Annotated in this window: 17 protein-coding genes; 5 read left to right on the forward strand and 12 right to left on the reverse strand. The window is 72.0% G+C overall.

Annotated features, from left to right (window positions below; genetic code table 11):
• Positions 1-55 precede the first annotated feature (55 nt).
• From ACWXWW_RS00950 to ACWXWW_RS00985, 8 genes are all read right to left on the reverse strand, one after another.
• Positions 56-1147 carry an ABC transporter ATP-binding protein gene (locus tag ACWXWW_RS00950; protein WP_455968243.1) on the reverse strand — a complete coding sequence of 364 codons (1092 nt, stop codon included), beginning with the start codon at positions 1145-1147 and terminating at the stop codon, positions 56-58.
• Complete coding sequence (locus ACWXWW_RS00955; protein WP_455968244.1) at positions 1144-1944, reverse strand: ABC transporter permease; 801 nt, start codon at positions 1942-1944, stop codon at positions 1144-1146. Before ACWXWW_RS00955 ends, ACWXWW_RS00950 begins: the two co-directional genes overlap by 4 nt.
• Positions 1941-2861, reverse strand: coding sequence for an ABC transporter permease (locus tag ACWXWW_RS00960; RefSeq protein ID WP_374727722.1), 921 nt, complete (start codon positions 2859-2861; stop codon positions 1941-1943). The genes ACWXWW_RS00955 and ACWXWW_RS00960 overlap by 4 nt, the downstream gene beginning before the upstream one ends.
• Entirely contained in the window at positions 2858-3985 is a 1128-nt protein-coding gene (locus ACWXWW_RS00965) for an ABC transporter substrate-binding protein (RefSeq protein WP_455968246.1), read from the reverse strand. Before ACWXWW_RS00965 ends, ACWXWW_RS00960 begins: the two co-directional genes overlap by 4 nt.
• Positions 3986-4147: 162 nt before the next feature.
• Positions 4148-4396: a hypothetical protein gene (locus ACWXWW_RS00970; protein ID WP_455968248.1), complete on the reverse strand. Its 249-nt coding sequence runs from the start codon at positions 4394-4396 to the stop codon at positions 4148-4150.
• Complete coding sequence (locus tag ACWXWW_RS00975) at positions 4396-5583, reverse strand: anion permease (protein ID WP_455968250.1); 1188 nt, start codon at positions 5581-5583, stop codon at positions 4396-4398. Before ACWXWW_RS00975 ends, ACWXWW_RS00970 begins: the two co-directional genes overlap by 1 nt.
• Positions 5584-5641: 58 nt before the next feature.
• Entirely contained in the window at positions 5642-5902 is a 261-nt protein-coding gene (locus ACWXWW_RS00980) for an anti-sigma factor family protein (RefSeq protein ID WP_271172300.1), read from the reverse strand.
• Complete coding sequence (locus tag ACWXWW_RS00985; protein WP_271172301.1) at positions 5899-6498, reverse strand: sigma-70 family RNA polymerase sigma factor; 600 nt, start codon at positions 6496-6498, stop codon at positions 5899-5901. Before ACWXWW_RS00985 ends, ACWXWW_RS00980 begins: the two co-directional genes overlap by 4 nt.
• Before the next feature lie 123 nt (positions 6499-6621).
• Between ACWXWW_RS00985 and aroA the strand changes: the two genes are divergently transcribed.
• Positions 6622-7980, forward strand: coding sequence for a 3-phosphoshikimate 1-carboxyvinyltransferase (gene aroA, locus ACWXWW_RS00990; protein WP_271172302.1), 1359 nt, complete (start codon positions 6622-6624; stop codon positions 7978-7980).
• Positions 7977-9020 (forward strand): ribosome small subunit-dependent GTPase A, encoded by a 1044-nt coding sequence (gene rsgA, locus ACWXWW_RS00995; protein ID WP_271172303.1) that lies wholly within the window; start codon positions 7977-7979, stop codon positions 9018-9020. Before aroA ends, rsgA begins: the two co-directional genes overlap by 4 nt.
• An 8-nt stretch (positions 9021-9028) precedes the next feature.
• Here the strand turns inward: rsgA and ACWXWW_RS01000 are convergent, their stop codons facing one another.
• Both ACWXWW_RS01000 and ACWXWW_RS01005 read right to left on the reverse strand, forming a co-directional pair.
• Positions 9029-10168, reverse strand: coding sequence for an SseB family protein (locus tag ACWXWW_RS01000; protein ID WP_455968251.1), 1140 nt, complete (start codon positions 10166-10168; stop codon positions 9029-9031).
• Between the two features lie 97 nt (positions 10169-10265).
• Positions 10266-11456: an MFS transporter gene (locus tag ACWXWW_RS01005; protein WP_455968252.1), complete on the reverse strand. Its 1191-nt coding sequence runs from the start codon at positions 11454-11456 to the stop codon at positions 10266-10268.
• Positions 11457-11501: 45 nt separating this feature from the next.
• On the opposite strand from ACWXWW_RS01005, the gene ACWXWW_RS01010 reads away from it, so the two are divergent.
• The gene (locus ACWXWW_RS01010; RefSeq protein ID WP_282978176.1) at positions 11502-12191 is read left to right on the forward strand and encodes a GntR family transcriptional regulator; all 690 of its coding nucleotides are present in this window, start codon (positions 11502-11504) and stop codon (positions 12189-12191) included.
• Here the strand turns inward: ACWXWW_RS01010 and ACWXWW_RS01015 are convergent.
• On the reverse strand, positions 12188-14566 hold the full coding sequence (locus ACWXWW_RS01015) for an ATP-dependent helicase (protein ID WP_455968253.1): 2379 nt from the start codon (positions 14564-14566) through the stop codon (positions 12188-12190). The genes ACWXWW_RS01010 and ACWXWW_RS01015 overlap by 4 nt on opposite strands.
• A gap of 192 nt (positions 14567-14758) precedes the next feature.
• Between ACWXWW_RS01015 and ACWXWW_RS01020 the strand changes: the two genes are divergently transcribed.
• Positions 14759-15355 carry a GntR family transcriptional regulator gene (locus tag ACWXWW_RS01020; RefSeq protein WP_324012119.1) on the forward strand — a complete coding sequence of 199 codons (597 nt, stop codon included), beginning with the start codon at positions 14759-14761 and terminating at the stop codon, positions 15353-15355.
• A gap of 62 nt (positions 15356-15417) precedes the next feature.
• A complete protein-coding gene (locus ACWXWW_RS01025; protein WP_271172309.1) occupies positions 15418-16083 on the forward strand; it encodes a GntR family transcriptional regulator in 666 nt (221 codons plus the stop codon).
• Here ACWXWW_RS01025 and ACWXWW_RS01030 read toward each other — a convergent pair.
• Positions 16076-17098 (reverse strand): glycerophosphodiester phosphodiesterase family protein, encoded by a 1023-nt coding sequence (locus ACWXWW_RS01030; RefSeq protein ID WP_455968256.1) that lies wholly within the window; start codon positions 17096-17098, stop codon positions 16076-16078. The two genes, ACWXWW_RS01025 and ACWXWW_RS01030, sit on opposite strands and share 8 nt — an antisense overlap.
• Positions 17099-17148 lie beyond the last annotated feature (50 nt).

Genomic DNA, 17148 nt, shown 5'->3' on the forward strand with positions numbered 1-17148 from the left:
CGGCGGCAGGCGCGGAGCGGCGCAGGATGGCCCGCGGTGCGTCGCCCGAAGAGGGTCAGGCCCCGCGCGGGCGCACGACGACGGGCACGGCGTCGACCGACAGCGTCACCCGCTCGCCCACCTCGAGCCGCTCGGACGCGGCGTGCTGCACGCGGACGAGCGCCGGCGCGCCGTCCGCCGTCTCCACCCGCACGACCGAGCGGCGCATGCTGCCGAGGAAGGTCGATTCGACGACCGTGCCGAGCACGCTCCCGCCCAGGCGCACGTTCTCGGGGCGCACGAACGCCTCGACCGACCCGTCCACGGCGTCGCCCAGGATGGGCGCCCTCGTGCCCAGCACCTCGACGAACCCGCTCCGGGCGACGGCGGGGACGATGGACGAGAGCCCGACGAACGCGGCGACGCCGGGCGTCGCGGGGCGCAGATAGAGATCTTCCGGCGTGCCGATCTGCTCGATGCGCCCCGCGTCCATGACCGCGATCCGGTCGGATACGGCGAGCGCCTCCTCCTGATCGTGGGTGACGAACACCGTCGTGATGCCGAGCCTCAGCTGCAGGGCACGGATCTCGTCTCGCAGCTGCACCCGCACCTTCGCGTCGAGTGCCGAGAGCGGCTCGTCCAGCAGCAGCACGCGGGGCTCGGTGACGATGGCCCTCGCGAGGGCGACGCGCTGCTGCTGGCCACCCGACAGCTGGTGCGGATACCGATCGGCGAGATGCTCGAGCCCCACGAGCCGCAGCGCGTCGAGCGCGCGCCTCGCGGCCTCGACCTTAGCGACGCGGCGCCGCTCGAGCCCGAAAGCCGCGTTCTGCTGCACCGTGAGGTGAGGGAAGAGCGAGTACGCCTGGAACACCATGCCGAGGTCGCGCCGATTGGTCGGGACGGTCGACACGTCGGCACCGTCGATGCGGACGAGGCCGCTCGTCGCCTGCTCGAGCCCCGCCAGGATGCGCAGGAGCGTCGTCTTGCCGCAGCCGGATGGACCGAGCAGGGACAGGAACTCGCCGGGGCGGATGTCGAGGTCGACGCCGTGGAGAACGCGCGTCGACCCGAACTCCTTCACCACGCCCTGGAAGGCGACCGGGACGCCCTGCCCTCGGGCCGCGAGCAGCGCGTTCTCGTCGGTGTCGATCGCGTCGATGGTCATGCAGAGGTCCTTCCGGAGCGGGCGCGCCCCGCGCGCCCGATGACGATGAGCAGTGCGAACGCGAAGACGAGCGACAGCAGTGAGAGGATGACCGGCGCCCACGGGTCCTGCTTGCCGACCACGACGAGGGCGGTCTGGAGGTTCTGACGGCCGAGGATCGAGGCGATCGTGTACTCGCCGAGCACGACGGCGACGGAGATGAGCGACGCGGCGAGGAGCCCCGGCCGCAGGTTGGGCGCGATCACCCGGAGGAGGGTGGTCCCCCAGCCCGAGCCGAGTGTGCGCGACGCCTCGGACAGGGTCCGGAGGTCCACCGCGTCGATGGAGGCCTGGATCGCGCGGTAGGCGAACGGCAGGACCGTGATGCCGTAGGCGAACGCCAGCGTCCACACCCCCGTGCCGATCGCACGTCCGATGCTCTGGTAGATCGGAGCGAGTCCGACCACCACGACGATCGCAGGGATGGAGATCGGCAGCAGCACGACGAACTCGAAGAGCCGTCGCAGGCGGGGGAAGCGGAGGTTCACGAGCACGACGGTGGGCGCGACGAGCGCGAGCACGATGACGACGGTGACCGCGGCGAGGAGGAGCGAGTTGCCGAGTCCGGTCCAGATCGGACGATAGGTCCCCGCGTTCTCCGGGTCGAAGAGGGCGGTCCAGTGCACGAGCGAGTAGCCCTCGCCGTCGCGCAGGGAGTACTCGACCATCGACGCGATCGGGATGGCGAACACGGCGAGGAGCACGACGCCGATGATCCAGCGCGCCGCGGCACTCGGAGCGAAGGGCGGGGCGCTCATCGCCGCCACCTCGCCGCTCGGCGCTGGATCGCGGAGTAGCCCCACATGCAGGCGGACACGACGGCGATCATGCCGAGCGCGAGGGCGCCCGCGAGGTTCTCGCGGCCGAGGACCGTCTCGCTCGTGAGGGCCGCGCGGATCTGCAGGGGCACGATCTGCGCTCCCTGGCTGGCGAGCGCGGCCGCCGTCGCGTACGAGGAGAAGGCGTTGGCGAACAGCAGAAGCAGGCTCGCGAGGAACGCCGGCGACAGAACCGGGATGCCGATCCAGCGCCAGAAGCCGAAGCGCGTGCCCCCGAGGGTGAGGTTCGCCTCGGCCCAGGCCGGCTGCAGCGCGTTCATCGCGGGCATGAACGTGATGACCATGAGCGGCACCTGGAAGAAGAGGTACGTCGGGACGAGGCCGGGCAGGGCGTACAGCCAGTTGCCGCCCGCGTGGATGTCGACACCCGCGAGGTCGAGGATGAGCCGGGTGATGAGCCCCTGCGCGCCGAGTGTCGCGATGAACGCGAACGCGAGCATGACGCCGCCGAACTGCGCGAGCACGCTCGCCGCGGCGTCGACCGTCGTGCGCGTTCGCCCGCCCTCGGGCAGGCCGAGCATCGCGTAGCAGGCCAGCGCACCGAGGACAGCGCCGACGATCGCCGTGAGGGCGGACAGCCAGATCGAGTTGCCGAAGGTCCGCAGGATCGTCGGCTCGAGCAGGCCGGCGATGTTGTCGAGGGTGAGCGCTCCGTCGCTGTCGAGGAAGCCCGTCCCGATGGCGATCGCCGTCGGGAGGAGGAGGAACACGAGGACGTACGCCGCGAAGGGGACCAGGCCGAGCGCAGCCGGGTCGAACCGCCGGCGTCGAGGGGCGGACGGAGGGGGCGCCGACGCGACGGTGGACGCCCCCTCCGCGAGGACTGCGGTCGTCACTCGACGGCCGCGGCCCAGGTCTCGCCGAGGAGGGTGCCCGCGGCCTCCGACTGCTCCTCCGTCGGCACGACCGTCTCCTCGGGCGCCTCGGGCAGCGCGGCGTAGAGCTCTTCGTCGATCGTTCCCGCCGCGGCCATGGCCTCGGCGCGGACCGGGCGAGCGCCGCCCTTCAGCCACAGGTTCTGGACCTCGTCGCTGTAGAGGAACTCCTGCCACAGGCGCGCGGCGGCCGGGTGCGGCGCGTCGGCGTTGATCGCCTGGTTGTAGTACCCCGCGTAGCCGACGCCATCGAGGACGACCGTCTTCCAGTCGGGGTTCTCGGCGCTGTGCGCGGCGTTCAGGTAGTCCCAGTCGAACACGACGGGGGTCTCGCCCGAGGCCACGGTCGCGGAGGTGACATCGACCTTGAGGAGGTTGCCCGCCGCGTTGAGCTCCGAGAAGAAGTCGATGCCGGGCTGGAAGTCGTCGAGCGTGCCGCCCGACTGGACCGTCGCGAGGCCCACGGCGGCGAACGCCGCGCCGGCCTGAGTGGGGTCGCCGTTGATCGCGACGGAGCCGGCGAACTCCGAGCCGAGCAGGTCGTCGAGCGAGGTCGGCGCGTCGAACGACGACGCGTCGTACCCGATAGACATGTACCCGCCGTAGTCGCCGACGAAGAGGCCCTCCGGGTGCTTGAGCTCGTCGGGGATGTCGTCCCACGTCTGCACGCGGTACGGCGCGAACGCGTCAGTGTTCTGCAGAGCGACGGTGAGGCCGAGATCGAACACATCGGGTGCGGTGTCGAGCCCGGCGTTCGCCTCGGCGGCCTGGATCTCCTCGGCGCTCGAGACGTCGGGCGACTGCTCCTCGATCGCGATCTCGGGGTAGCGCTCGGCGAACAGGTCGAGGATCTCGCCGTAGTTCGCCCAGTCGCGCGGCAGGGCGATCACGTTGAGCGCGCCCTCCGCCTTCGCGGCTTCCTCGAGCGCCTCGAACGATCCGAAGTCCTCGACGCTCGTCGCGGACGCCGCATCGATGCCGTCGGACGCAGCGGCGTTGTCGGAGCCGGCGGGGGCGCAGCCCGCGAGCGCGAGCGACGTCGCGGCGAGAAGGCCGAGGGCGGCGAGGGCAGGGCGTGGTGACATGGGGACCTCCGGAAGGTGCGGCAGGGAAGCGCGCTCGGGTGCGCGCAGGCGCGACCGTACGGAGGCGGGATGACGCGACACGCGCGCGTCGGTGGCCGGAGGGATGCGCGGGGGTGACGTGCGCGTGAACGCGCGGGCCCAGCGGGATGGCTGCCGAGGGCCTCAGGCCCCGAACATCTGCTTCCCGAAGACGATGACGACGATCCCGAACAGGGCGGCGGCGATGCAGAGCCCGAAGCACGCCCACGCGCCGACGCGGGCACCCGAGAAGCCGCCGGCTCCGGGTTCGGGGGCCGTCGCGAGGAGGCGGACCCCGAGCGCGAACAGCGCGGGGAGGCCGGCGCCGAGCAGGAGCCCGGCGACGAGCACCTGGCCGACGGAGCCGAGGATCGCGGAGACGTCGATGGGCATCAGCGCACCACCTTCACGACGCTCGTCACGTTCGACGTGTCGACCGTGACGCCGTCGTCCTTCCAGTCGTCGTTGACGTTGTGGTGCGACACCTCATTGTGCGTGGAGCGCCAGTACATGTAGCCGGACAGCCCGATGAGCAGGGCGAAGACGATGAGGACGCCGATGAGGCCGGGGAACGCGGAGCCGATCCACCAGCACACGCCGCCGACAGCGGCCGCGGCCGGCAGCGTGATGATCCACGCGATGCCCATCCGCCCCGCGAGCTTCCAGCGGACCTCGGCGCCCTTGCGCCCCAGACCGGTGCCGAGGATGGATCCGGTCGCGACGTGCGTCGTCGACAGCGGGAGGCCGAGGTGGCTCGAGGTGAGGATGATCGCCGCGCTCGACGTCTCCGCGGCCATCCCCTGCGGCGCCGACAGCTCGACGAGGCCCTTTCCGAGCGTGCGGATGATGCGCCATCCGCCCAGGTAGGTTCCGAGCGCGATCGCGAGGGCGCACGTCAGCTTCACCCAGAACGGGACGTCGTCCTCGGGGTTCACCGCCCCGTATGCGATGAGCGCGAGGAAGATGACGCCCATCGTCTTCTGGGCGTCGTTGGTGCCGTGCGCGAGCGAGACGAGCGACGCCGAGCCGAGCTGGCCCCAGCGGAAGCCGCGCTCGGACTTCTCCGCCGGCACGCGGGCGGTGATGCGGTAGACGAGCACGGTGCCGACGCCTGCGATGAGGGCCGCGATGAGCGGCGACAGCACGGCGGGGATGAGCACCTTGCCGACGATGCCGGCCCACACGACGCCGTTCGCGCCGTTCGCGATGCCCCAGACGAACGCCGAGCCGACGAGCCCGCCGAAGAGCGCGTGGCTCGACGACGACGGGAGGCCGAAGAGCCAGGTCACGAGATTCCAGATGATCGCGCCGACGAGGCCGCAGAAGACGATGAGCATCAGCTCCTCGCCCTGCGCCTGGTTCAGGTCCACGACGTCTCCGCCGACCGTCTTCGCGACCTCGATCGAGAGGAACGCGCCGACGAGGTTGAGCACGGCTGACAGGGCGACAGCCGCCTTCGGTCTCAGAGCCCCGGTCGCGATGGACGTGGCCATCGCGTTGCCCGTGTCGTGGAACCCGTTGGTGAAGTCGAATGCCAGGGCGGTGACGACCACCAGCAGGAGGACGAAGAGCTCTTCCACGACGTCTATTGTCCACCCCGAGACTGTGTGCTCGACGCCACGGTCTCAGGGGGCGGTCTCAGACCGCTGTGTGGGCCGCCTGCGCCGCGCGCAGCTGGGCGAGGACGTGGTCGCGGAGCTCCTCGGGGGCGACCTCCTCGCGGCAGGAGCGCTGGATGGCCTCGGTGAGCGTGCGCTCGACGAGGACCTCGCCCTGGCAGCTCGGGCAGCTGTCGATGTGCTCCTTGATGTCGGAGTGCTCGGTCCGGCACAGCTCGATCGCGCCTCGGAGGTACGCCTCGAGGTCGCGCCGTGCTTTCTCGCAGCCGCAGTCGGTCATTTCTTCGCTCCTGTCTCGGCGGCCGAGATCCCGCGCTCGGCCGCATACTCGGTCAGCATCCCGCGCAGGAGCCGCCGGCCACGGTGCAGGCGGCTCATGACGGTGCCGATGGGGGTCTTCATGATGTCGGCGATCTCCTGGTAGGCGAAGCCCTCGACGTCGGCGAGGTACACCGCCATCCGGAAGTCGTCGGGGATGGACTGCAGAGCGTCCTTCACGACCGAGGCGGGCATGCGGTCGATCGCCTCGGCCTCGGCCGAGCGGCTGCTCATCGCGGTCGTCGACTCGGCGCCGCCGAGCTGCCAGTCCTCGAGGTCGTCGATCGTGCCCTGGTAGGGCTCGCGCTGCTTCTTCCGGTACGTGTTGATGTAGGTGTTCGTGAGGATGCGGTACAGCCACGCCTTGAGGTTGGTCCCCTGCGTGAACGACGACCACGACGCGAACGCCTTGACGAACGTCTCCTGGACGAGGTCCGCCGCATCCGGCGGGTTCCGGGTCATCCGCATCGCCGCGCCGTAGAGCTGGTCCATGAAGGGGAGCGCCTGCTCTTCGAACTGCGCGCGCGCGTCTGCCGGGGAGGGCTGTGCGTCGCTCATGATCGGCAAGTCTAGGCGCGCCGCGTCGGCGCCGCCGCAGGGCCCCGCGTCGACGTCCTCACGCGGATTCGCAAGGGTGGCGAACATCCGGCTCCTCTCGTGCATTCAGTAGGGTGGAACGCGATGACTGCCCGTGGGTATTCCCCCGACGGCCATGGCGCCGTGAACAGACCGCAGGGCGCGTACGAGGCGCCCGTCGCCGAGCGTGCGCTGGACGCGACCCTGGCCGTGCCCGGGTCGAAGTCGCTCACGAACCGCGAGCTCGTGCTCGCGGCCATCGCAGACGGGCCGAGCACCCTGCACCGGCCGCTGCACTCGGACGACTCCCGCCGGATGATCGAGGCGCTCACCCAGCTGGGTGTCGGGATCGAGGAGGTCGAGGGCGACAGCCCGTTCGGGCCCGACCTGCACGTGACCCCTGCCGCTCCCCTGCGCGGCGGCGGCACGGTCGACTCGGGCCAGGCCGGCACGGTGATGCGGTTCGTCGCCCCGCTCGCGGGCCTCGCCGACGGCGACGTGCTCGTGACCGCTCACGAGAGCGCGCTGCACCGTCCGATGGGCGAGATGATCAAGGCGCTGCGCGACCTCGGCGTCGACATCGACGACGAGGGGCGCTGGTCGCTCCCGTTCCGCGTGCACGGACACGGCCATCTGCGCGGCGGGGAGATCGACATCGACGCCTCGGCGTCGAGCCAGTTCGTCTCGGGCCTCCTGCTCGCCGCCCCGCGCTTCGACGTCGGCCTGCGCCTGCGCCATGTCGGCGCCCGCCTGCCCAGCGTCCCGCACATCGACATGACGATCGAGTCGCTCGCGCGGCGCGGCGTGCTCGTCGAGCGCTCGGGCCACGGCGAGTGGATCGTGCCGGCCGGCCCCGTGCGCGCCAAGGACATCGCGATCGAGCCCGATCTGTCGAACGCCGCGCCGTTCCTCGCGGCCGCCATGATCGCGGGCGGCCACGTGACGGTGACCGGATGGCCCGTGCACTCGACCCAGCCGGGAGCGCACCTCACCGAGATCCTCGCGCACATGGGCGCGCGCGTGACGCGGCGCTCGGGCGCGCTCACGGTCTCCGCGGGCAAGGGCCTGCACGGCGTCGACCTCGACCTCTCGGCGGTGAGCGAGCTCACGCCGACGCTCGTCGGGCTCGCGGCGTATGCGGACGGACCGTCGACCTTCCGCGGGATCGCGCACATCCGCGGGCACGAGACCGATCGCCTGGCCGCGCTCGCCCAGAACCTCCGCGCGGTCGGCGGCGAGGCCGAGGAGCTTCCCGACGGCATCCGCGTGTTCCCCCGGCCCCTCCGCGCGGGCACGTGGCGCGCGTTCCACGACCACCGCATCGCGACCACCGGCGCACTCATCGGGCTGCGCACCCCGGGTGTCGTCGTCGACGACATCGGCACGACGGCGAAGACGCTGCCGGAGTTCGCCCAGCTGTGGGAGGGCCTCGTCGGCACGAGGTCGAGGAGCACCTCGGCGTGAGCTGGCTCGGCGACTCCGACGACCTCGACGACGAGTTCGACGAGTCGGATGTCCGTGTGCGGCCGAACCCGAAGGCCAACCGGCCGCGCACGAAGCGGCGCCCCGCACACGAGGACGCCCGCATCGCGCGGGTGCTCGGCGTCGACCGCGGGCGCTACACCCTGCTCATCGACGAGGACGGCCCCGACGAGCACGAGGCGACGGCCGCCCGCGCGCGCGAGCTGCGCCGCACGCCGATCGTCACGGGCGACCGCGCGCGCGTCGTGGGCGACACGTCGGGCCGTGAGGGCACGCTGGGGCGCATCGTCGGCATCGAGGAGCGCACGTCGCTCCTGCGTCGCAGCGCCGACGACACCGACCAGGTCGAGCGGGTCGTCGTCGCGAACGCCGACCAGATGCTCGTCGTCGTGGCCGCGGCCGATCCCGAGCCGCGCCCGCGCCTCGTCGACCGCTACCTCGTAGCGGCCCTCGACGCCGGCATCCGGCCGCTCCTCGTCGTCACGAAGACCGACCTCGCCGACCCCGAGGGGTTCCTCGCGCACTTCGAGGGCCTTCCCGACCTGCGCGTCTTCCGCAGCGCGCGCGGCGAGACGCCGGTCGCCGAGATCGGAGCGGCGCTCGTGGGCCATTCGACGGTCTTCGTCGGGCACTCCGGCGTCGGCAAGTCGACGCTCGTGAACGCCCTCGTGCCCGGCGCCGGCCGCGCGACGGGGCATGTGAACGAGGTGACCGGCCGCGGCCGGCACACGTCGTCCTCCACGGTGTCGCTGCGATACGAGGGCCGACGGGGCAAGGGATGGGTGATCGACACCCCGGGCGTGCGCTCGTTCGGGCTCGGCCATGTCGACCCCGCGAACATCCTCCGGGCGTACCCCGATCTCGACGCGGTCGCCGAGGAGTGCCCGCGCGGGTGCACGCACCTGCCCGACGCGCCGGACTGCGCGCTCAATGAGGCGGTCGCGGAGCGCCGGCTGCCCGCGCCGCGCCTGGACTCGCTGCAGCGCCTGCTCGAGACGTTCGCGGCGCGCGCGGAGTACTGAGCCCGCCCCTACTCCTCCTCGAGGGCGAGCACCGGGGCGAGCTCGTCGCGCGTGAGCGTGATGAGCGGCCCCGCCGGGTCGATGAGCACGCCGCCGAGCTCCTCGTGGTCGCGGAGCATCTTCGCGAGCTTGACGACCTTGATCGGGAGCGCCTTCTCGCCGCGGCCCTGCGCGACGACCTCGAGGGGGTGCGAGTGCAGCTGCACGAGGCGCGTGCCGTCGGCCAGGCGCGCCTCGGCGATCCCCATCTTCGTCTGGTCCTCCGCGAGCGAGCCGACCGCGACCCAGAGCGGCGGGGCCTCCGCGAGCAGCGCGGCGACCTTGTGCGGGGTGTCGGCCTCGCGCGGCGCCGTGAGCAGCGCCTTGAGGCGGAACTCCGGGTCGGCCTGGTTCATCGCCTGCTCGATGATGTCGCGCGGCAGCACGACGCGGTGCGGTGCGGAGTTGTTGTCGATGATGATGCCGCCGAAGTCGCCCTTGAGCAGCTGCGTGAGCAGCGCCGCGACGGGCTGCGCGACCGCCGACGTCTCCGTGTCGCCATCGCTCTGGACGGCATCGCGCAGGGCCTTGCCCGAGCTGAACGCGACCATGAAGTTCTGGTCGCCCACGCGCGCGATGCCGAAGGTGACGGGCTTCCCCTCCGCGATCTGCTGGCGCGCATCGCCCTTCACACGCAGGAAGACGTGGCCCTGCAGCATCTGCCGCAGCACGCCCATGACCTGCGGGCCGGTCGGCTTCTCTGGGAGCGCCGCGAGCGCGTCGCGCAGCAGAGCGTTGTCGCGCAGGCCCGGCACGGTCTCGAGCTGGGTGGGCGGAGCGGCGGGCGCCTTGGGCAGCTCGGGGCGCGCGGGCGGGGTCGGCTCGGGCGCCGGGCGGCGCGTGATGGATGGCCCGGGCTGAGCGGGCGCAGACGACGCGGCCGGGGCGGGCGCGGGCTCGTCGGACGGCGGGGCGATCTCGGGCCCCGAGGGCGCTCCCACGCCGCGGAACGCGGAGAACGAGATGCCGACCTCGGGTGTCTGCTCGGTGGGAGCCTCCGGCTCGGCGGGAGCGTCGGCCGCCGCAGCGGCCCCCTCGCCTTCGACCGGGGTCGAAGCGGCCTCCTCCGTCGCGGGGTCGGTCTTCTTCTTCCTCGAGAACAGGCCCATGCGCCCAGCCTACGGGTCGCCGACGGGCCCTCCGGCCGCTTCGCACCCCCTGCCCAGGTTGCGTGGCGCATCCGCACTCGCGGCGCATCCTCGTTGCTCAGGCGGCGTGCTCGTCGTGCCGCGGGATGAGCGGATAGGCCGCGAGCGGCACGAGCGCCGTGAGCGCGAAGGCGAGCGGGAAGCCGACGGCCGTGATGAGCGCGCCCATCGCGGGGCCGACGGCGGATGCCGCGACGAACTGCCCCGTGTTCTGGATGCCGAGCGCCTTCCCCGACCACGCCGATCCGGCCGCCTCCGCGACCGAGGTGAACGCGAGGCCGTTGTCGGCGACCGTGACGCTCGTGGCGATGACGAGGACGACCGCCGCGGCGGCACCCGCCTCGAGCGCCGCCACGAGGGCGAGCGCGGCCATGACGACGACGCCGCTCACCGCGACCCAGCGCAGGACGCGCATGCGGCTGCCGACCCGATCGCTCAGCGCGCCAACCGCGATCCGCCCGAACGCGCCGACGAACTGCGACGCGGCGATGAGCGCGCCGGCCGCCGCGGCGTCCCATCCGAGCCCCGCGATCAGCCACACCATCCCGAACGTCGACAGGAGGAACTGCGGGAAGACGAGAAGCAGCGACACCGCGTGCACGCGGGCCAGGAAGCCGCTGCGGCGATACGGGTTCGCGCCCGCGGGCGCTCCTGGCACGGCCGGGGTCCGGGGCGGGTTCTCGACGCCCAGGGCGCACAGCACGGCGAGGAGGCCGGTCGCGGCCGCCGACACGAGAAGCGGCGCCGCGATGCCGCCGACGTCGGCGAGCCCGGGCACGACGAGCGCGGCGACCGCGACGCCCAGCGGCTGCGACATCTGGCGGATGCCCATGGCGGTGCCCCGGCGGCGGCGCGGGAACCAGCCGACGACGATCCGTCCACTCGCCGAGTTCACGCTCGCCGAGGCGGCCCCGCCGAGGAGGAGCAGGGCCCCGAAGCCGAGGACGTCGGAGACGGCCGAAGCCGCGAGCGCGAAGACCGCCGTCAGGGCGAGCCCGCCGGCGATGACCCACCGCTCGCCGTGGCGATCTGCGAGGTGCCCCCACAGCACGAGCGTCGTCACCATGCCGAGGGTGGGCGCGGCGGCGAGCGCGCCGGCCTCGGCCAGCGACATGCCGCGCTCGAGGTGCAGCAGCGGGATGAGGTACGCGGGCGTGCTGACGAGCATGGTCCCGGCCGCCTGCGCGAGCACGCCGAGCACGAGCATCCGCCAGGCCTTGACAGGTGCGCGGGTGATGATGTCGGTCATGGCTCCTCCTCGGTGTACCGTACTGGTATACCACTGGAGGATGCCATGCCGCACACCGACGACCGCGCCCCCTATGCGACCCTGCGCGCGGCCATCCTGTCGTTCGATCTGCTCCCCGGCGAGTCCCTCAGCGAGCGCGGGCTGGAGCCGCTGACCGGCGCATCGCGCACGCCGATCCGCGCCGCCCTCCTCCGCCTCGAGGGCGAGGGGCTCACGCGACGGGATGGTCGCGGGTGGCGGGTCGCGCCGATCGACCTCAGCGAGGTGCGCGCGGCCATGGAGTTCCGCGAGGCCGTGGAGACCGGGGCCGTCGCCCTCGTCGTCGACCGGGCGTCGGACGACGACCTCGCGGCGCTCCGCGCGCTCGCCGAGGAACCCGAGCACGACGACGAGGAGGCGGGCGTCCGCGACGGCGGCGACTTCCACGTCGCCCTCGCGCGCCTGTCGGGCAACGCGTTCTTCGCCGACGCGCTGGCCGACGTGATGACGCGTCTGAGCCGCACGCGATGGCTCGAGGTGCGCACGCCGCAGGCGCGTGCCCACGCGCGCGACGAGCATGCGGCCATCCTCGATGCGATCCTCGCGCGCGAGGCCGAGACGGCGACGGCGCTCGTCGCAGCGCACGCGCGCGGCACACGCGAGCGCCTCGTCGGCTTCCTCGAGGGCGAGCGGCGCCGCCTGCGGGGCCGCGGGATGGCGATCGTCGACGGCGGCGCGGAGCCGAGCGCGGGCTAGAGCTTGGCGATCGGCGCGACCTTGATGAGGAGCTTCTTGGCTCCGGCCTCGTCGAAGCGCACGTGCGCGATGCGCTTGGCGCCCTCCCCCGTGATCGCGTCGACGGTCCCCTCGCCGAAGTCGTCGTGGCGGATGCGGTCGCCCGCGGCGAGCTCGAGGTCTCCGTTGTCGCGCACCTTGTTCGTGACGAGCCCGGGGAAGCGGTCCATCGCGGTCGACTTCGGCTTGAGGCCCCCGCCGGCCGGCAGCGGCTTCACACCCCAGCGGTCGCTCGATCCGCCGGGTCGGCGCGCGTTGAGGGCGCGCGACTGGGTTCCGCCACGGGAGTTCACGTCGCCGGGAGACTGCTTCCAGTCGATGAGGGCCGCCGGGATCTCCTGCAGGAACCGGCTCGGCATCGCGACGGTGACCTCGCCGAACTGCGCGCGGGTCATCGCGAGCGACAGGTAGAGGCGCTTGCGGGCCCGCGTGATCCCGACGTAGAACAGGCGCCGCTCCTCCTGCGGGCCGCCCGGCTCGCCCGCCGAGATGCGGTGCGGGATGAGGTCCTCCTCGACGCCCGTGACGAACACGGCGTCGAACTCGAGCCCCTTCGCCGTGTGCAGCGTCATGAGCGAGACGGCACCCGACTCGTCGTCGAGGTCGTCGGTGTCGGCGACGAGCGCGACCTCGGTGAGGAAGTCGACGATCGTGCCCTCGGGGTTGTTCCGCGCGAACTCGCGCGTGACCGCGACGAGCTCGTCGAGGTTCTCGACGCGCGCCTCGTCCTGCGGATCGCGGCTCATGCGCAGCGTGTCGAGGTAGCCGCTCTTGTTGAGGAGCACCTGCAGGCCCTCCGTGACCGCGGATGGCGGCGCCTGCTCCCCCGAGGCGGGGAAGAGGATCCCGCTCGCCTCGCGGAGCACCTCGTCGAGCTGGGCGATCGCCTTCTGCAGCTTGGGGCCGAGCCCCATCTCCGCGGGGTGCGCGAGCGCGTCGCGGAACGACAGGCCGTTGTCGGCCGCGAATCGCGCGATCGTCGTCTCGGTGACGTCGCCGATGCCGCGCTTGGGCTTGTTCAGGATGCGCCGCACGGCCATCTCGTCGGCGGGGTTCGCCACGGCGACGAGATAGGCCAGGGCGTCCTTGATCTCGGCGCGGTCGTAGAACTTCGTGCCGCCCATGATCTTGTAGGGCACCGCGGCGCGGATGAAGATCTCCTCGAGTGCACGGGACTGCGAGTTCGTGCGGTAGAACACGGCCATCTGCTGATAGTCGATGCCCGAGCGCCGCAGCTTCTCGATCTCGTCGGCGACGAACTGCGCCTCGTCGTGCTGCGAGTAGCCCGTGAAGCCGACGATCTTCTCGCCCTCGCCCTGGTCGCTCCAGAGGCGCTTGTCCTTGCGGTCGAAGTTGTTGCGGATCACCGCATTCGCCGCGTCGAGGATGTTCTGGCTCGACCGGTAGTTCTGCTCGAGGAGGACGACCTTCGCGCCGGGGAAGTCGCGCTCGAACTCGGTGATGTTGCGGATGTCCGCCCCGCGGAACGCGTAGATCGACTGGTCCGAGTCGCCGACGACCGTGAGGGAGGCCGCCGGCTCGTCCTCGAACAGCATGCCGCCGGCCGCTTCCGCCTGCACGGGCCGCGTCAGCTCGCGGATGAGCTGGTACTGCGCGTGGTTCGTGTCCTGGTACTCGTCGACGAGGATGTGGCGGAACCGCTTGCGGTAGACGTCAGCGACGTGCGGGAACGCACGGAAGAGGAAGACGGTCTGCGCGATGAGGTCGTCGAAGTCGAAGGCGTTCGCCTTCTGCAGCTCGCGCTGGTAGTCGCCGAAGATCTCGACGAACTTCCGCTCGGCGGGGTCGTTCATGTTGGCGTCGCGCGCGTACGACTCGGCGTCGGCGAGCTCGTTCTTGAGCTTGGAGATGCGCGACTGCACGCCGGCCGGGGTGAGCCCGAGCGCGTCGGCCTCGCGCTCGCGCACGAGGCGCTTGAGGAGCGCGCGCGAGTCGCCGGAGTCGTAGATCGTGAACGCCTTCGTGAAGCCGAACTGCTCGGCCTCGCGGCGCAGGATGCGCACGCACGCCGAGTGGAACGTCGAGATCCACATGCCGCGCGCGCTGTCGCCCACGATCTGCTCGACGCGCTCGCGCATCTCGCCCGCGGCCTTGTTCGTGAAGGTGATCGCGAGGATCTGGCTCGGCCATGCCTCCCGACTGCGCAGGAGCGAGGCGATGCGGTGCGTGAGGACCCGCGTCTTGCCCGACCCGGCACCCGCCACGATGAGCAGAGCGGGGCCGCGGTACTCGACGGCCTCGCGCTGCGGCGGATTGAGCCCCTTCAGCAGATCGTCGTCGGCGGCGGCGGAGAGGGGGAAGAGCGCGTCTGTCATGTCCCTTCGAGTGTAGGGCGGGCCCCTGACAAGGGCAGATGTACCCGTATTCCGGAGGAACAACACAGCTGGTGAGAGCGACATATCGCAGGTGCGAGGAGTAGTGTTCATCCGTTCGCATCGACTGGGGAGGTTACGATGCCGAATTTCACTGGGAAACTCGACCTATCGCCGACACGACTGGGCGACGCCGTGTACGACAGGATCGCGGCGGCCATCGTCGACGGCTCCTTCGCGCCCGGAGAGCGCATCCGCGACCTCGACATCGCCGAGAGCCTGGGGGTCTCGCGCATGCCGGTCCGCGAGGCTCTGCAGCGCCTCGAGCGGGAGGGGCTCATCGAGATGTCGGCGAGCCGCTTCACGCGCGTGACCGAGATCACGCCCGAGATGGTGACCGCGAGCATCGAGTTCGCGCGCTACCAGACCGGCGTGGCCGCGCGGATGGCCGTGGAGCGGATGGACGACGCCGCGCGCAGGCGCAGCCTCGAGCTGCTCGAGGACCTGCGAACGGCACTCGCCGCCGGCGATCGCGACCGCGCGCGCGAGAGCTACTTCGCGTGCTTCCTGTTCCTCGTCGACCAGACGGAGAACCCGGTCTTCCGCTCCGTCACGATGGACGCGCGGTTCGCACTCGAGCGCAACATCCGCAGCGGCAGCTTCGCGATCGCCGTGGACGACGCGGTGTCGGCGCTCTTCGACGAGCTGCGCGACGCGATCGAGAGCGCGGACGCGCTGCGGGCCGAGCAGAGCATCCTCGAGCTGTTCGACGCCACGACCTCGCGCGACTGACCCCACGACACCCTGTTGCACGAAGCGCCTCTGGCGCTACCGTGTGTCCAAGGGGGTCTGCCATGCAGCGATACAGGGGGCAGGTGCGTGTCGTCGAGCACGCCGGGGAGATGAAGCGCACGTCGGAGCACGTGCGCGAGGCGATCAGGACAGGAGCGCTGCCGCCGGGGGCACGGATCCGCGACGCGGTGATCGCCGACGAGCTCGGGATCCCGCGCGCGATCGTGCGCGTCGCGCTGCGCGAGCTGGAGCGCGTGGGGCTCGTCCGCGAGACCCGCAGCCGCTTCTACCGTGTCGCCGAGCACGCCCCCGACCGCTTCCACATCGCGATGGAGTGCCTGGGGATCGAGGTCGGGATCGGCCTCCATCTCGCGCTCGCGCGCGTCGACAGCGCCGCGCGGGTCCGCCTGGCGCAGCTGTTCCGCGCGCTCGCCGCACTGTGCGACGAGGGCCAGCACACGCCGGAGGTGCTCTACGGGGCCGCGCGGGTGGCCTTCGATGCGACCATCGAGGCCGCAGGCAACCCGTTCCTGCGCGTGTCCTTCGACCGCGCATGGGGTGAGCTCATGCGCAGCACGCGGGGCGGCCATCCGCTGCTGAACCCTCCGGAGTTCATCGCGGCACGCGCGCGCGAGGTCGCCACGGCCATCCAGGCGTCCGACGCCCGCACCGCAGAGCGGTGCCTCGGTCGGATCTTCCGGGCCGACATGAGCTCCTCCGTCAGCTGACGACGGGGGCGCGGAACACGTCCGCCCCCAGATCGGGATGGTCGACGAACACGCCGTCCACTCCGCTCGCGCGCACGAGCTCCCACTCGGCCGCGTAGTCGCCGAACGCCGCGCGCCCGCCCGCGCCGCGGAACTCCGGAACGAGGAAGGCGTTCTCGGGGCGGCAGGTCCAGGTGAACACCTGCAGCCCGCGGTCGTGCGCGTCGGCGACGAGCCGACCCGGCCCGGTCGCGCGCCCCGCGCCGTCGGGGCGGAGGATTATGCGCTTGTCGACGCTGATGCCGTCGACCACGCCGACGAGCTCGTCGAGACCGGCCGGCGTCGCGGTCTGCGCGTAGCTTCGCGCCGCATCGCCATCGCGCACGAGGAGGTCGAAGGCCGTCCCCCGGGCTTCGAGCAGGTGGATGTAGGTCCCGGGCACGCCGCGCGCACGCAGCCGCCGCAGCACCGTCTCCTCGAACGCCTCGACGATGAGAGGGAGCGACCCGTCCAGCCAGCCCGCGGTGGCGAGGTCGCGCTCGATGAGGGGCACGAGATCGAGGCCGAGCCGCTCGAAGTACGTCGCGTGCTTGATCTCGAGCACGACGCCGATCTCGCGCCCGTACTCGGCGGACGCCGCGCGGACGAGCTCGAGCAGCTCGTCCAGCCGCAGGATGGGCTCGGCCCCATCGAACGTCGCGCTCGCGGGCCGCAGGTCGGGGATCCGCTCGCGCGTGCGCAGCGTCGCGAGCTCGTCCCACGTGAAGTCCTCCGTGAACCAGCCGTCGAGCCGCTCGCCGTCGACGGCCTTCACCGTCCGACGATCGGCGAACTCGGGATGGTCGGCGACATCGGTCGTGCCGGAGATCTCGTTCTCGTGCCGGACCACGAGCACGCCGTCGCGCGTGGCGACGACATCGGGCTCGACGGCGTCGACGCCCATCGCGAAGGCGAGGGCGTAGGACGAGCGCGAGTGCTCGGGCCGATACCCCGGTGCTCCGCGGTGGCCGATGACGAGCGGATGGCGACGGGGCATACGAGAAGGCTAGCCAGCGCGTGGGAACCGGGATTTCGCCGCGCGTGAAC

The organism is Microbacterium sp. KNMS (assembly GCF_053851835.1).

Excerpts from the sequence above, each read along its gene's own strand:
- aroA (WP_271172302.1), top strand. The coding sequence starts at position 6,622 with ATGACTGCCCGTGGGTATTCCCCCGACGGCCATGGCGCCGTGAACAGA.
- ACWXWW_RS00980 (WP_271172300.1), bottom strand. The coding sequence starts at position 5,902 with ATGACCGACTGCGGCTGCGAGAAAGCACGGCGCGACCTCGAGGCGTAC.
- ACWXWW_RS01015 (WP_455968253.1), bottom strand. The coding sequence starts at position 14,566 with ATGACAGACGCGCTCTTCCCCCTCTCCGCCGCCGCCGACGACGATCTG.
- ACWXWW_RS00985 (WP_271172301.1), bottom strand. The coding sequence starts at position 6,498 with ATGAGCGACGCACAGCCCTCCCCGGCAGACGCGCGCGCGCAGTTCGAA.
- ACWXWW_RS01010 (WP_282978176.1), top strand. The coding sequence starts at position 11,502 with ATGCCGCACACCGACGACCGCGCCCCCTATGCGACCCTGCGCGCGGCC.
- ACWXWW_RS00955 (WP_455968244.1), bottom strand. The coding sequence starts at position 1,944 with ATGAGCGCCCCGCCCTTCGCTCCGAGTGCCGCGGCGCGCTGGATCATC.
- ACWXWW_RS01025 (WP_271172309.1), top strand. The coding sequence starts at position 15,418 with ATGCAGCGATACAGGGGGCAGGTGCGTGTCGTCGAGCACGCCGGGGAG.
- ACWXWW_RS00965 (WP_455968246.1), bottom strand. The coding sequence starts at position 3,985 with ATGTCACCACGCCCTGCCCTCGCCGCCCTCGGCCTTCTCGCCGCGACG.
- ACWXWW_RS00970 (WP_455968248.1), bottom strand. The coding sequence starts at position 4,396 with ATGCCCATCGACGTCTCCGCGATCCTCGGCTCCGTCGGCCAGGTGCTC.
- ACWXWW_RS01030 (WP_455968256.1), bottom strand. The coding sequence starts at position 17,098 with ATGCCCCGTCGCCATCCGCTCGTCATCGGCCACCGCGGAGCACCGGGG.
- ACWXWW_RS01005 (WP_455968252.1), bottom strand. The coding sequence starts at position 11,456 with ATGACCGACATCATCACCCGCGCACCTGTCAAGGCCTGGCGGATGCTC.
- ACWXWW_RS01000 (WP_455968251.1), bottom strand. The coding sequence starts at position 10,168 with ATGGGCCTGTTCTCGAGGAAGAAGAAGACCGACCCCGCGACGGAGGAG.
- ACWXWW_RS00950 (WP_455968243.1), bottom strand. The coding sequence starts at position 1,147 with ATGACCATCGACGCGATCGACACCGACGAGAACGCGCTGCTCGCGGCC.